This is a genomic window from Pseudomonas sp. RIT-To-2 (genome assembly GCF_029623465.1).
In the GTDB taxonomy this organism is placed as follows: Bacteria; Pseudomonadota; Gammaproteobacteria; order Pseudomonadales; family Pseudomonadaceae; genus Aquipseudomonas; species Aquipseudomonas silvicola.
The window spans coordinates 1-15,747 of sequence record NZ_JAPYKM010000019.1 but is presented as its reverse complement, the minus strand read 5'-3'; the positions used below and the strand labels follow the sequence as shown (position 1 = coordinate 15,747).

General features: G+C 65.2%; 8 protein-coding genes. 5 read left to right on the top strand and 3 right to left on the bottom strand.

The genetic code is table 11. From position 1 onward, the window contains the following. Positions 1-9: 9 nt before the first annotated feature. Positions 10-171 (top strand): DUF2474 domain-containing protein, encoded by a 162-nt coding sequence (locus QBK88_RS17660; protein ID WP_158152584.1) that lies wholly within the window; start codon positions 10-12, stop codon positions 169-171. A gap of 95 nt (positions 172-266) precedes the next feature. Here the strand turns inward: QBK88_RS17660 and QBK88_RS17655 are convergent, their stop codons facing one another. Beyond that, the gene (locus QBK88_RS17655; RefSeq protein WP_277963035.1) at positions 267-1,391 is read right to left on the bottom strand and encodes a methyltransferase; all 1,125 of its coding nucleotides are present in this window, start codon (positions 1,389-1,391) and stop codon (positions 267-269) included. A 118-nt stretch (positions 1,392-1,509) separates the two neighbouring features. Beyond that, a complete protein-coding gene (locus QBK88_RS17650) occupies positions 1,510-2,232 on the bottom strand; it encodes an autoinducer binding domain-containing protein (protein WP_277963034.1) in 723 nt (240 codons plus the stop codon). 201 nt (positions 2,233-2,433) lie between these two features. On the opposite strand from QBK88_RS17650, the gene QBK88_RS17645 reads away from it, so the two are divergent. Further along, on the top strand, positions 2,434-3,210 hold the full coding sequence (locus QBK88_RS17645; protein ID WP_277963033.1) for a ferredoxin--NADP reductase: 777 nt from the start codon (positions 2,434-2,436) through the stop codon (positions 3,208-3,210). Positions 3,211-3,342: 132 nt separating this feature from the next. Here the strand turns inward: QBK88_RS17645 and mscL are convergent, their stop codons facing one another. Beyond that, positions 3,343-3,756 (bottom strand): large-conductance mechanosensitive channel protein MscL, encoded by a 414-nt coding sequence (gene mscL / locus QBK88_RS17640; RefSeq protein WP_158152588.1) that lies wholly within the window; start codon positions 3,754-3,756, stop codon positions 3,343-3,345. Between the two features lie 166 nt (positions 3,757-3,922). On the opposite strand from mscL, the gene radA reads away from it, so the two are divergent. The 3 genes from radA to QBK88_RS17625 all read left to right on the top strand — a co-directional run. Continuing rightward, a complete protein-coding gene (gene radA / locus QBK88_RS17635) occupies positions 3,923-5,290 on the top strand; it encodes a DNA repair protein RadA (protein ID WP_277963032.1) in 1,368 nt (455 codons plus the stop codon). A gap of 723 nt (positions 5,291-6,013) precedes the next feature. After that, positions 6,014-7,714, top strand: a complete 1,701-nt coding sequence (locus QBK88_RS17630; RefSeq protein ID WP_277963100.1) for a ShlB/FhaC/HecB family hemolysin secretion/activation protein — start codon at positions 6,014-6,016, stop codon at positions 7,712-7,714. Between the two features lie 24 nt (positions 7,715-7,738). Further along, the coding region (locus QBK88_RS17625) for a two-partner secretion domain-containing protein (protein ID WP_277963031.1) at positions 7,739-15,747 on the top strand (8,009 nt) is incomplete at its 3' end.

Below are 15,747 nucleotides of genomic sequence, written 5' to 3'. Positions count from 1 at the left end.
AGTCGTGACATGAGCACCAAGGAACACGAACCCGACCCGGCCGCCAACACCCCCTGGTGGAAGCGTGTTGGCTGGCTGGTGGTGATCTGGGCCGGCAGCATAGTGGCCCTGGGCATCGTCGCAGAGTTGCTGCGCATGTTCATGACCGCCGCGGGCATGAAGTCGCACTGATTCAAACCGTCTCATCCCACCGCTGTTTTGCACAGGCAGCGGCTTTCAGACCCTCTTCGGAGGGTTTTTTTTTGGTTCACTGCAGGGCTCGCGGGTTATTTGCGGGCCTTGAGGATGACGAACTTAGGCGTGGCCGCTACCTGCTCGACCCCGCGGAACAGGCGTGCCAGCTTGCTGTGGTAACCCAGGTGGCGGTTGCCGACGATGTACAACGCGCCGCCCACCACCAGTGCTTCGCGGGCCTGCTGGAACATGCGCCAGGCCAGGAAGTCACCCACCACCTGGGCCTGGTGGAACGGTGGGTTGCACAGCACCACGTCCAGCGACTGCGGTGCCTGGCCCGCCAGGCCATCGTCGGCACGAACGGTCACCTCACGGCTGCCCAGCGCGGCCTGCCAGTTTTCGGCCGCTGATTGCACCGCCATGTAGGACTCATCCACCAGGGTGTAGTGGGCGTCAGGGTTGCCCAGCGCGCTGACGATGCCCAGCACCCCGTTTCCGCAGCCCAGGTCCGCCACCCGGGCACTGCCCAGCCCCGTGGGCAGGTGCGGCAGGAATGCCCGGGTACCGATGTCCAGGCCTTCGCGGCAGAACACGTTGGCATGGTTCAGCAACGCCACGGCGGGTTCGTCCAGGCGGTAGCGGCTGGGGTAGGGCGAGGTGAACGGCCCCCGAGGCTCGGCGCGGGCGATCAGCAAACGCGCCTTCTTCACCGCCAGCGAGGCGCTGACCGGGCCGATGTACTTGTCCAGCAAGTCACCCGCGGCCCGTGGCAAATGCTTGACCATGGCCCCGGCCACCACCTCTGCACCGGGCGCCAGGTGGCCCTGCAGGCGAATCAGTTGCTCTTCCAGCAACGCCAGGGTCTTGGGCACGCGGATCAGTACCCGCTCGAACAACCCGTCCCAGCGCTGGCTGGCCGGCAGCACAGTGATGGCATCGAAGGGCCGGCCGTTGCGCACCAGGTTCTTCTCCAGCGCCAGGCTGCCCAGGTATGAATCACCGCTGCTGAGCAGGTCAAACTGGCCCTGCAAACTGATGGCCAGCGCACCGAAGCTGTCATTGAGCACCAGCACCTGGGTACTGGCCGGCAATTGCTGTTCGGCCAGGTGGTTGAGCAGGTACTCGTCCGCCGCGTCGAACGCCTGCAAAGGCTCGTTGGGCTGGTCGGGCTGGCGGATAAGGTCCAGTTGGGCAAACGGCGTGGTCAACACGGGCATGGGGCAGAGACTCGGGGGTAGGCAGCTTTATATTACGCAAGTCTCGGCGGCACCAAACTCGCAGCGGGGAGTTGCGCTCTGGCACTCCGGGCCGCGAATTCTACGTCCATTTGCAATTTTATGCAGGCGTGACACCGGATAACAGCCCCGTCCTGGTCGCATGTATCACGGCCTGGGTCTTGTTTTTCTGCCCGGTCTTGCGCACGGCGCTGGTGATATGGAAGTTTACCGTGCGTTCCGACAGGTTGAGGATCATCGCGGTTTCACCGGCGGTCTTGCCTTCGGCCAGCCAGCGCAGTATTTGCCGTTCACGCAGCGACAGTTCCGGCGTGGACCTGCCCAACGCATGAATGAAGTGCTCCCCCTGGCGTTCATGCAGCAGGTTGCACAGCCACAGGCAGCAGCCGCCCTTGGCGTAGAACTCGTCCTCGTTTACCGCCAGGGTTCTGCGGGTCAGGGACAGCATGCTCATGTGCCCACGGGCATCGTGCACCGCCAGGCTGATGCCGTGGCTGACGCCATGAGCGCAGGCATCCCGTTGCAGGGTGGGGGTGGTGGTGAACAGTTCATCGGTCCAGCGTATGGGCGTCACCGAGCGGCGGCAATGTGCCAACACCGGATCGGTTTTCGCGTATTCCATGACGTTGTAGCGTTCCGTCCACTTGCGGGGCAGGTTGCCCATGCCAGCGAGCCTGGGGTTGGCAGGGCCATTCAGGGCGACACTGAACTGGAAGTAATCGAACCCGAGGTCACGGACCAGGGTGGCGGCGGAGCGCAGGGTTTCGTTTTCATTGGTCAGCTGCAGTAGCTGACACATCTGTTTCTGTGGCCAATGGTTCATGGCATCGTCCAGGTACAATAACGGGATCCAATCTTGGTGGTCTTCCTCAGTTTAGGGTCAATTCCCTGGTTGCCAAGTTTAATTGCGGCCATGTGCAGCATTGGTCAGGTGGCCCTGTACCGTATAAGCCATTACAAAGCGCCGGTGTTTATCCCGCAGTATTTGCGGGAAACTGGCACCCTTGTTTCCGTGGAGAGCACCATGACTGCCAGCGCCGAGAACTTCACTCGCCAGACCTTGCTGCAGGTTCAGCCCTTGACGCCGAGCCTGTTCACCTTGCGTACCACCCGCGACCCGGGGTTCCGTTTTCGCGCGGGGCAGTTCGCCCGGCTGGGGGTGGCCAAGGCTGACGGTTCGGTGGTGTGGCGTGCCTACTCCATGGTGTCCTCGCCCCATGACGAGTTTCTCGAGTTCTTTTCCATCGTGGTGCCCGGTGGTGAATTCACCAGTGAGCTGAGCCGCCTGCGCGAGGGCGACACGCTGCTGGTCGACCGCCAGGCATTTGGCTACCTGGTGCCCGACCGATTCACTGACGGTCGCGACCTGTGGCTGCTGGCCACCGGCACGGGGGTAGCGCCTTTCCTGTCGATTCTGCAGGACTTCGAGGTGTGGGAGAAATTCGAACGCATCATTCTGGTGTACAGCGCCCGTGAAGGCCGCGAGCTGGCCTACCAGCCGCTGATCGCCGAACTCGCTCAACGCGAATACCTGGCCGACTATGGGCACAAGTTCCAGTACATCCCCACGGTGACGCGCGAGCAGTACCCGGGCGCCTTGAACGGCCGTATCACCACCCTCGTGGAGAACGGCGAACTGGAGCGCGTCGCCGGCTGCGCGCTCACCCCTGAACATTCACGGGTAATGATCTGCGGCAACCCGCAGATGATCGATGACACCCGCCACGTGCTCAAGGGCCGCGACATGCGCCTGGCCCTGACCCGCAAGCCGGGCCAGATCGCTGTGGAAAACTACTGGTGACCCAAGGAATGCAGGACCGGGCGAAGCTCGGGAAGATAGCGCCGCCCAACCACTGAAAATACGCGGCAGCCCGTTCCCGAGCTTCGCCCGGTCCCACAGGGGCCAGCGGTCAGGCGGTCATGCAGGAGGGCCTCAAGGCCGGGTGTTCTGCTCTTTCAGCAAGTCGCGAATTTCCCCCAGCAACAGCTCTTCCTTGGTGGGGCTAGGCGGCAGGGTAGGGGCCTTGGCCTCTTCACGCTTGAGGCGGTTGATGGCTTTCACGCCCATGAAGATCGCGAACGCCACGATCAGGAAGTCGATCACCGTCTGGATGAACTTGCCGTACGCCAGCACCACCGCTGGCGTCGTGCCTTCTGCCGCTTTGAGCTGAATGGCCAGGTCACTGAAATCCACCCCGCCTATCAGCAGGCCCAGCGGAGGCATCACCACGTCGCCCACGAACGACGACACGATCTTGCCGAACGCTGCGCCGATGATGATACCCACGGCCATGTCGACCACGTTGCCTTTGACCGCGAAGGCCTTGAACTCGGCTAGTACGCCCATGTTTGATATCCCCTGTTACAAATGATGGTGGCAGCCAGTGTAAGTTACCCAAGCGCGTCACGCTTGACACCTGGTAACAATGACAGGGGTTACGCCCGATAGTTTTACCGGATTTGCATGGCGCCTGGGGTATGATAACTGTTTTTCCATACAGGGGTTTTCCACCATGGCCAAGGCCAAGCGCTTGTACGGCTGCACCGAATGCGGCGCCACCTTCCCCAAATGGGCGGGCCAATGCGGCGAGTGCGGCGCCTGGAACACCCTGACCGAAACCATGATCGAAGCCGGCGCTGCGGCGCCCCCCAGCGGCCGCACCGGCTGGGCCGGCCAGCAGGCGCAGATCAAGACCCTGGCCGAGGTCAGCGTCGAGGAAATCCCGCGTTTCACCACCGCCTCGGCCGAGCTGGACCGGGTGCTGGGCGGCGGCCTGGTGGACGGCTCGGTGGTGCTCATCGGCGGCGACCCCGGCATCGGCAAATCCACCATTCTGCTGCAGACCCTGTGCAACATCGCCGCGCGCATGCCGGCGCTGTACGTTACCGGCGAGGAATCCCAACAGCAGGTGGCCATGCGTGCCCGCCGCCTGGGGTTGCCCCAGGACAAGCTGCGGGTGATGACCGAAACCTGCATCGAGACCATCATCGCCACCGCCCGGGTCGAACAGCCCAAGGTGATGGTCATCGACTCCATTCAGACCATCTTCACCGAGGCCCTGCAGTCGGCCCCCGGCGGCGTCTCCCAGGTGCGCGAGAGCGCGGCGCTGCTGGTGCGCTACGCCAAGCAGAGCGGCACGGCCATTTTCCTGGTGGGCCACGTGACCAAGGAAGGCGCGCTGGCCGGCCCCCGGGTGCTTGAGCACATGGTCGACACCGTGCTGTATTTCGAAGGCGAGTCCGACGGCCGCCTGCGCCTGTTGCGCGCGGTGAAGAACCGTTTTGGCGCGGTGAACGAACTGGGCGTGTTCGGCATGACCGACAAGGGGCTGAAGGAAGTCTCCAACCCTTCGGCCATCTTCCTCACCCGTGCCCAGGAAGAGGTACCGGGCAGCGTGGTCATGGCCACGTGGGAGGGCACCCGGCCGATGCTGGTGGAAGTGCAGGCCCTGGTGGACGACAGCCACCTGGCCAACCCGCGCCGGGTCACCTTGGGCCTGGACCAGAACCGTCTGGCCATGTTGCTGGCGGTGCTGCACCGCCATGGCGGCATTCCCACCCACGACCAGGACGTGTTCCTCAACGTGGTGGGCGGCGTGAAAGTACTGGAAACCGCGTCCGACCTGGCACTGCTGGCGGCGATCATGTCCAGCTTGCACAACCGGCCGCTGCCCCACGATTTGCTGGTGTTCGGCGAGGTGGGCCTGTCCGGCGAGGTGCGGCCGGTGCCCAGCGGCCAGGAACGCCTCAAGGAAGCCGCCAAACACGGCTTCAAGCGCGCCATCGTGCCCAAGGGCAACGCGCCAAAAGAGGCGCCAGCGGGGTTGCAGATCATCGCCGTGACCCGACTCGAACAGGCGCTGGACGCGTTGTTCGAATAGCCTGTCCCCAGCACCCGCAAAGCCTGATACCGCGCGGCGCTCGTGACACGGCCAGATCCGCTGCAAGGGCGCGCAAACCGTTGTGAGACCGGGCGCAAGCTCGGGAAGCAGGCAACGCGGTCGATCCGGCAGCCCCCTTCCCGAGCTTCGCCCGGTCCAACAGGGCGCTCATGCCGTTGTGAGACCGGGCGCAAGCTCGGGAAGCAGGCAACGCGGTCGATCCGGCAGCCCCCTTCCCGAGCTTCGCCCGGTCCAACGGGCGATCATGTCGTTGTGAGACCGGGCGCAAGCTCGGGAAGCAGGCGACGCGATCGATCCGGCTGGCCGGTTCCCGAGCTTCGCCCGGTTCTACTGGGTGGCCATCGCCTTGTAGCAGCAAGCGTCTTCATGGGAGCTTGGGGAGCCCGCTTCGCTGCCGCTCCTGAAATGGATTCCAGGCCCTTTCATGGCTTGGCAAAAATGTAACGGAAACTACCGTTCGTCGGCTTCACCCCCTACACCTGTAGGGGGTGATACCTCTGCTAGCAAAATTTGGATCCGCCAAGATAGCTACCTCTTACCCGCATTTAGCCTGCATATGCCTAACGTTGTCTGCAGCATTTCCGTTTGTAAAAGAATGTATCGTGAATTTGACGATCCGGGCGTGGCGCCCTAGTATCGCCGCTCTTTTGCACCCCCCCCGACGTTTCAAGGATCGATTTGATGTCTGCTTCCAGCCCTCGGATGACGGCCTGGCTGTTCCTGTCATTCAGCCTTTTCTGTGCGCCTTTGGTGGCCAATGCGGCGCCTGCTCCCCTGCCAACCCAGGGTGACCAGGACCTCATCCGCGACCGCCAGAACCGCCTGCTCGAAGAGCAGCAGCGCCGCCTGGAAGACCTCAAGAACCTGCCCGGCAAGGTGGCCCCCGAGGCGGCCCCGACCAAGCCCGTCGATACCCGTTGCTTCACCATCCAGCACATCGAACTCAAGGGCGCCGACCACCTTTCTGCCACCGAGCGTGAACGCCTTGTGGCGCCGTACCTGGGCCGCTGCCTGGGCCTTGCGCAGCTCAACGAGGTGCTCAAGGCCGTGACCGACCATTACCTTGACCGCGGTCTGGTCACCAGCCGCGCCTATCTGCCACCCCAGGACCTGGGCAGTGGCACCCTGCTTATCCAGGTGGTGGAAGGGCGTCTCGAAAGCCTGAAGGGCGCGGACGGCAGTGGGCTGAGCGAACGCGAGCTGGCCATGACATTCCCCGGGCGCACGGGCGAGGTGCTGAACCTGCGCGAGGTCGAGCAACTGGTGGACCAGCTCAACCGTCTGCCCTCCAACCAGGCGCGCATGGAGCTGCGCCCCGGCCAGGCCGTGGGCGGCAGCGACGTGCTGGTGACCAATACCCCGCAGAAGCCTTGGCGCGCGTCCCTGGGGCGCAGCAACGATGGCCAGCGCAGCACGGGCGAACAGCAGTGGAACACCGGCCTGGAATGGGACAGCCCCCTGGGCCTGGCCGATGAGCTGGTGCTGCGGGGCGGCCACGATGCGGTCAGCGACTCCAACCACAGCTCGCGCAACGGCCTGCTCAATTACAACCTGCCGTGGGGCTGGTGGAATTTCAATTACAGCTACAGCCAGAGCGGTTACCGCGCCCAGGCCACGCCGCAGGACGGCGGCGGTTCGTTCAGCCAGCGCGGTGACAGTGCCACCCATCAGTTGCGCGCCGAGCGGGTGATCTACCGCGACGCCTTGAGCAAAACCTCGGTGAACGCCGGTTTCGCCCGCGTGGCCACCCACAACTACAACGATGGCGTACGGTTGATCGGCGCCAGCAATACCCTCAGTGAATTCCGCTACGGCATCAACCACGGCCGGCGTATCGGCAACGCCTTCCTCAACCTGGACCTGGGTACCCAGCGCGGCATCGGTGCCTTCGGCGCCCAGGGCGACCATGCCAGCGGTGCCACGGCCCGCTATCGCAAGTACACGGCCACCATGAGCTACCTGCAGCCGTTCCAGTGGCTGGGTGAAAGCTTCACCTTCAGTAGCCTCGCCACCGGCCAGCGCACCCCCGACCAGCTTTACAGCTCCCAGCGCATCAGCCTGGGCGGCGAATCCTCGGTGCGCGGTTTCAAGGACCAGTACCTGACTGGCGACAACGGCGGCTACTGGCGTAACGAACTGCGCTGGAACCGCCCGGTGGACTGGGCCTGGTTGCGCCCGGCAGTCAGCGAATACGGCATGGCCGTGGCCTACGACCAAGGCGTCATCAGCCGCACCCATGGCGCCTACGACCAGCATGGGCGTGTGAGCAGCGATTCGCTGGAGCTGTTCGCCCGCGGCCGTTACCTGGGCGCCAGCGTCACGTTCGCCCACTCGCTGGAACGCCCGGATGCCATCGCCGACCGCGAAGCGCCGATCTATTTCAGCCTGAACCTCTACCTCTAATTTCTGCTGCAACGAGTACCCGACATGGACGCCCGTCACCTTGCCTTCCTGGCCCGCCAGCCCTCAGCCGCCCTCGCACCCCGCGACCGCTTCTGGGGCATGCCCAAGCGCGCCCTGGCCTTCCTGCTGGCCAACGTCATGCTCTGGCAGCCCCTGTGGGCCCAGGCCGATGGCATCGTGGTCAGCGGCCAAGGCACCACGCTGGGTACGGCGGGCAACGGCGTGCCGGTGGTCAACATCGCGGCGCCCAACGCCAGCGGGTTGTCTCATAACCAGTTTCAGGACTACAACGTCGCAAGCCAGGGCGTCATTCTCAACAACGCCACCGGCCGTACCCAGGCCACTCAACTGGGCGGCATCGTGCTGGGGAACGCCAACCTCAACGGCAAGGCCGCCACCACCATCCTCAACGAGGTCACCGGCAACAACCGCAGCCAGTTGAAGGGCTACACCGAGGTGGCGGGGCAGGCCGCACGGGTCATCGTCGCCAACCCCTATGGCATCACCTGCAACGGGTGCGGGTTCATCAACACGCCACGTGCGACCCTGACCACCGGCAAGCCCGTCCTCGACGGCAGCGGCCGGCTGGACCGCTTCCAGGTCGATGGCGGGGACATCGCCATCGAAGGCGCTGGCCTCGACGCCGCCAACATCGACCAGTTTGAACTGATCACCCGCACGGCACAGATCAACGCTCGCCTGTACGCCAAGAACCTCACGGTGGTGGCCGGCCGCAACGACGTCAATGCCGACACCCTGCAGGCCACGGCCCGTGCCGACGATGGCTCGCAGAAGCCCGAGCTGGCCATCGACAGCGCCGCCCTGGGCGGCATGTACGTAGGCGCGGTGAAATTGGTGGGTACCGAAAAAGGCGTGGGCGTGCGCCTGGCCGGTGACCTGGCGGCCAGCGCCGGCGACGTGCAGATCGACGCCAACGGCAAACTGACCATGGCCAACGTCAGCGCCAACGGTGCCGTGGTAGCCAAGGCCTCGGGCATCGACGCCCAGGGCGCGGTCTACGCCGGTACCCGCGCCGAATTGCGCAGCAGCGCCGACCTCACCAACGCGCAGAGCATCAGCGCCCGCGACAGCGTCACCCTCAGCGCCGACGGCAAGCTGAGCAACAGCGGCGTGATCGAAGCCGGCGTCAACGCCGACAACAGCCGCAACGCCCAGGGCGACGTGACTCTGCAAGCCGCCGACATCAGCAACAGCGCCAGCGTGATCGCCAGCCGCACCCTGGCCGCCACGGGTACCCACACCCTGCGCAACGACAACGGCGTGGTCCAGGGCCACGACGTCACCCTGACCACTGCCCAGCTCACCAACAACGGCAGCGGTGCGCGGCTGCGCGGGGAAAACAGCCTCAACCTCAACACCCCGGCCATTGCCAACCTGGGCGGCCTGATTCGCTTTGGGGGCGGCCAGAATGTCGACCTCAACCTGGCGAGCCTGGACAACCGCGCCGGGCGCCTGGAAGTGGTGGGTGGCCAGTTCAAGGTAGTAGCCGCCAGCTTCGACAACCGCGATGGTAGCCTGCTGGCCGACACCCTCTATCTGGACACCACCCAGCTGGATAACCGCCGTGGCGTCCTGGCTGCCAGCGTCGGCAGCGCCAGCGTCAAGGCCACCAACCTGCTGGACAACCGCCAAGGCACCCTACAGGCCGCGACTCGCCTGGACGTCAGCGGTGGCGAACAGCGCAACAGCGCCGGCAAGCTGCTGGGGGACGTCATCAGCGTCACCGCCGACAGCTTCGACAACAGCGCTGGCGGCCTGATCAGCGCCGGGCAGGGTGACCTGGCCCTGGCCCTGACCGGCGACTTCAACAACCAGAACGGCAGTGCCCAGGCCCAACAGGTCCTGAGCATCAACGCCGGGGCCGTGGATAACCGCACCGGTACCCTGAGTGCAGACAGCGTCAATGTCACCGCCGACAGCCTCGACAACAGCGCCGATGGGCTGGTCAGCGCGAGCCAGGGCGCCATCGACCTGAGCCTGGCCAGGCAATTCAACAACCAGGCCGGCCGCGCCTTGGCCAAGACCCTGTTCAGCCTGCAAGCCAGCGACCTCGACAACCGCGGCGGCAAGCTGCAAGGCCAGGCGCTGGTGCTCCGCACGCCTGCCGCCACCGTCGACAACCGTGGCGGCAGCCTGCTGTTCGATACCCTGAATATCGCTGCCGGCAAGCTCGACAACCGTGACGCCGGCCTCATTGCCACGGGCATTGGCGGCGCCACCCTGACGCTGACCGGCCTCGACAACAGCGGTGGTCGTATCCAGGGCGATGGCAGCTTGCTGATCAGCGCCGCCACGCTCGACAACCACGCTGGCGCCATCAGTGGCCAAGCCGTCACGCTCACCACTGGTGCCCTGAACAACAGCGCCAAGGGCGCCATCCTCGGCAACGGCGGCACCGTGCGCCTGACCATCAGCGGCGTGCTGAACAATGCCACCGGCACCATCGATGCCGCCAACCAACGCCTGTTGCTCAGCTTCACCCAGCTGGACAACCGCAACGGCAGCCTGGGCGGCAACCGCGTCGACATCAGCGGCACCCAACTGGACAACCGCGAGGGCGGGCAGATCCTGGCCGGCGCCGATGGGCTGCAGATTACCGCCGCTACCGTGCTCAACCAGCAAGGCCTGTTGTACGCCAAGGGCGGCGCCGTGACCCTAGACCTGGCGGACGGCACCTTGCAGAACCAGGGCGGCAGCGTAGTGGCCGACAGCCTGGACGTTACCGCTGGCCACCTCGACAACAGCGCCGACGACAGCCGCGCCGGCATGCTCTCCAGCATCGTGGGGGCGCTCAAGCTCAAGGTCGCGCAACTGACCAACCGCGCCGGCAAGCTGTTCGCCAAGGGCGACCTCAGCCTCGACGGCCAGCAGCTCACCAATGCCAGCGGCGGTGAAATCAGCGGCGCCAGCCTGGCCATCGACCTGGGCGGGCAACTGGGCAACCAAGGCCTGATCGAAGCCCTCGGCGGCCTGAGCATCAACGCCGCCAGCCTCGACAACAGCGGGCGCATCAGTGGCCTGGGCGGTACCCGCAGCCAATTCAGCCTGAGCGGCGCGCTGGTCAACAGTGGCACCCTGAAATTCAACAGTGATGTATTCAGCCTCACGGCCGGTAGCCTCAATGGCAGCCTGGGCAGCATCAGCGGCACCGGCAGTTCCGACTGGCACCTGGGCACGGCGAGCAGCGTAGGCCGCGCCCAGTTCGACGGTACCTTCGCTGTCACCAGCGGCGGCGCCTTGACCGTACTGGCCGGTGACCGCCTGGCCACCACCGACAGCCTCATCCTGAACGTCGGCAGTTTGGACAACGTGGGCGAGCTGGTCAGCAACCTCGACATGACCCTGCTCACGTCCGGTGACCAGGCCAACCGTGGCTTGCTGTCCAGCCAGGGCAACCTGCGCGTGAACGCCCGCGACTTCAGCCAGGTGGGCGGCCGCCTGGCCAGCGCCGGCAATACCATCCTGACCCTGACCGGCGACCTGGCCAACGGCGGGCGCCTGATCGCCGGCAACGACCTGACCATCAGCGCCACCCACGTCACTAACGACGGCACTTTGGGTGGCCAGGGCAATGTCAGCCTCAACGCCCGGCAAACCATCAGCAACAACGCCGATACCCTGCTGTTCGCCGGCGGCGACCTGGCACTGCGCGCCGACCGTTTCACCAACACTTATGGCGACCTCTACAACCAGGGCAACCTCAGCTTCGCCGCCTACGACGGCGGGCGCGCCAGTGCGTTCAGCAACCTCTCCGGCAGCGTGCAAAGCCTGGGGCGCATCGACCTCAACGCCGTCAGCATCGAAAACGCCAAGGCCCAGTTCGAACTGGACCAGGCCGTCGTCAGCGGCACCCTGGAATGGAAATGTGGCCAGCACTGCGGCGGCCACGACTCGTTCAAGCGCGGCGTCATCACCATCACCAAGGCGCTCGAGGAAAGCGTGCTGCTGGACTCGCCCATGGCGCGCCTGATCGCTGGCGGCAACATGACCCTCAACGCCAGCGACGTGCAGAACCGCTACAGCCTGCTGGCTGCCAACGGTGACCTGACCATCAACGCCGACACCCTGCTCAACCAGGGCGCCTCATCGCGCAGCGGCAGCCAGGTGATCATCATCGCCACGCCCCAGCGCATCAGCACCGGCTACTGGGACCAGATGCAGTACGTCGACGTGCCCGCGTTCAACGCCGCCGTCGCCGCGGGCCACTTCGACGAAAGCCGCTTCAACGAACTGATCGCCCGCTCCAGCGACAGCCGCTTCCAGCAGCAGAGTGACGTCACCACCTGGACACCTGACAGCACCCATAACTACACCAGCACGATCCAGTCCGGTGGCACTGCCACCCTGAACGTCACCCAGAGCGTGCAGAACGGCACCCTGCTGGAGCAGACGCTGGCGCAACTGACCGGCTCCCTCGACAGCGAAGCCACCCAGAAGGTGGGCGCAGTGGTGCTGCAACTCAGCCCCGAGCGCAGCGCCGCCACCCCGGTGGCGGCCAAGGACGTGCAGCGTGTGGAGCGCATCGACACCGACGGCACGGTGCACGTCAGCTTCACCCCGGTGGACTTCACGGGCGTACCTTTCGCCGCCGTCGACCCCACCGCATCCACCAGCTTCCGCCTGCCCCAGGGCGAATACGGCCTGTTCGTCCCCAGCCAGAACCCGCAAAGCCACTACCTGATCGAAACCAACCCGAACCTCACCGACCCCAGCCGGTTCATGAGCTCGGACTACCTGCTCGGCCAGCTGGGCTACAGCGCCGACGAAGCCGCCCGCCGCCTGGGCGACGGGCGCTACGAAACGCGGCTGATCAGCGACGCCGTGGTGGCCCAGACCGGCCAACGCTTCCTGGCCGCCAGCCTCACCAGCGACTACGACCAGTACCGCTACCTGATGGACAACGCCCTGGCCAGCAAGGACGCCCTGAACCTGAGCGTCGGCGTGGGCTTGACCGCCCAGCAGGTGGCAGCGCTGACCCACGACATCGTGTGGCTGGAAAACCGCGTCATCGACGGCCAGAACGTGCTGGTGCCCGTGCTGTACCTGGCCCAGGCCGACGAGCGCAACATCAACGGCGGCAGCCTCATCCAGGGCCGCAACCTCAGCCTCATGGCCGGCAGCGACCTGGTCAACGTTGGCACCCTGCGCGCCAGCGAAGACCTCACTGCTACCGCCGGCGGCAGCCTCTACAACGGCGGCGTGGTCGAGGCCAACGACCGCCTCAGCCTGCTGGCCCAGGACAGCATCCGCAACGCCCTGGCCGGCGACATCCGTGCCAGCCAGGTCAGCCTGCAAACCCTCAAGGGCGACATCGTCAACGACCGCACCGCCATCGCCGTCAACGACGGCGCGGGCATGCGCACCCTCACCGATGCCGGCGCACGCATCGCGGCGGGCGAGACGTTGAACGTCACGGCCGGGCAGGACATCACCAACCATGGGGCGATGAGTGCTGGCGGTGACGCCAACCTGAGCGCAGCGCGGGACATCAACCTGGTGGCGGTGCAGGACGTCAGTGAGAAGCATGAGTTTCACAATGGGGGGCATGATTCCAGTGTGACCAGCGTCGTCAAGAACCTGGCCGGCACCGTTTCGGCGGGAGGCAGCGTCCACCTGAACGCTGGCCAGGACGTCAACGTTATCGCCAGCGACGTGAAGGCTGGCACCGACATCAGCATCGTTGCCGCTCGTGACTTCAACGCCGCCGCCAACGGCGACGTGCACAACGTTGAAAGCCGCAGCAAGGACGGCAAAAAACGCATCAAGGAACAAAACGACAGCACCACCCAGCGCGCCGCCACCTTCACCGCCGGCAACGACTTCACCAGCGAAGCGGGCCGCGACACCACCCTGGTCGCCAGCAAGATCACCGCCGGCCACGAGGCCTACCTCTACAGCGGCGACCAGACCCAGCTGCTGGCGGCCCAGGACAGCACCCACACCCTGTACGACATGAAGGAAAAGGGCAGCTGGGGTGCCAAGAAAATGCAGCGTGATGAAGTCACGCAGCAGACCAACGTAGGGACTGAAATCAAGACCGGTGGCGACCTGACCATCGAAAGCGGCGGCGACCAGCGCTACCAGGTAGCGAAGCTTGAAAGCGGCAAGGACATCACCCTGGCCAGTGGCGGGGCAATCACCTTCGAGGGGGTGAAGGACCTGCACGATGAGAGCCATACCAAGAGCAAGAGCGACCTGTCGTGGTTCAGCGCCAAGGGCGAGGGGCATACGGATGAAACGCTGCGCCAGAGCGCGCTGGTGGCCCAGGGGCAGTTGGCAATCAAGGCGGTCGATGGGCTGCATATCGACATCAAGCAGATCGACCAGAACACCGTCAGCCAGACCATCGACGCCATGGTCAAGGCTGACCCGCAGTTGGCGTGGCTGAAACAGGCTGAGCAACGCGGCGACGTGAACTGGCAGCAGGTCAAGGAACTGCACGAGTCGTTCAAGTACAACAACTCGGGGATGGGGCAGGGGGCGATGCTGGCGGTCATCATCGTCGTCTCCGCCCTGACCGCGGGGGCTGCAAGTGCGTTGGCGGCTTCGGCGGGATCAACGGTAGGGGCCGGCGCCACGATGGCGGCCGGGTACACCACCGCGGCGGGTGTGGTGGTGCCGGCGGGGTTGGGCAACGTCATCGCCACGGCGGCGTTGACCTCAATGGCGAGCACCGGCGCCGTCAGCCTGATCAACAATAAGGGCAACGTCGGCACGGCGCTCACGGACACCTTCAGCAGCGACGGCGTCAAGCAGGCCGTGATCGCGGGAGCGTCGGCGGGCTTCATCAACTACGCCGGCGGCCACTGGTTTGGCGCCCAGACCGATCCGATCACCAACAAAGTCACGGGGCCAAGCGTGGTGCCGCACCTGACCGACTCCGCCGCCATCGCCCGCTTTGGTGCGATTCAACTGGCGGGCGGTGTGGTTCGGGGAGGGCTGTCCCAGGCCCTGGGGCAGGGCAAGTTCAGCGACGCCATGCTCAACAGCGTCTTCGATGTGCTGCAGGCCACAGTCTTCACCAATGTCGGCGATCTTGGCGACACACTTCAGCTACCCGACAGTGGGCTGGGTAAAACCGCTATTCACGCGTTGGCGGGCGGCTTGCTTGCCGAAGCGATGGGCGGCGACTTCAAAACCGGCGCACTCGCCGCGGGGGCGAACGAGGCACTGATTGAAACGCTGGACAGCCTGCCGTTCCTCCAGGGCGCTGATCAGGTTGAGCATGATCGGCTGGTCAACGCCGCTTCCAAGCTCGTCGGCCTAGTGGCGGCGGCAGGGGCTGGCGGGGACGTCTCCCTCGGCTCCGAAATCGCGGGTAATGCGCAGTCCTACAACCGCAAGCTTCACGCAAAAGAAGAAGAGAAGCTGGCGCAGGCGGCAACCACACTCGACGAGACGGTGGGCAAGAGCCGCACCGGTTTCAGTTGGGACATGCTGCTCACCCTGGTGGCAGGCGGTGACATCGACCAGCGCGACAATGCCCGCCTCACCGCCATCATGGCGCAGTACAACGACGGCAACCCCGAGGGGGTGGCGTTGGCTGACGACCTGGCCAAAGCACGCTCAGTGGTGCAAGACCTGCAAAACGCCAAGGTCTTGCTGACCTGGGAGGACGGCAAGCCGGTCATCGCCGATGGCGCAGTGGTCTATGAATTCAGCGCCACGCCCGAGCAGTTCAAGGACAGCGCGCTGTTCAACTCGGCCAACACCACCACCTACGACCCGCCTGGCGGCGTAGGGGTTGTTCCCGACAAGTGGGTCGAGCAGTATGGCGAGTCGGTGGCGACCAAAAAGCTTCGCGAGATAGGCGCTATCTCCAACGACGCGGACCTGAATGCAGATCAATGGCACGCGTTGGAGCGTTACGCCACTGGAGGGGTGGATACCAGCACCGTAGACTTGGATGTGCTGTTGGCGGTAGTGCCCGGGGCTAGCGCGGCGAAGGGCGGGGTACGGGCTGTTTTGCAGGCGCTCGCGGAGGCTCGGGCAGCTGGGGCGTCTGCGAAGAG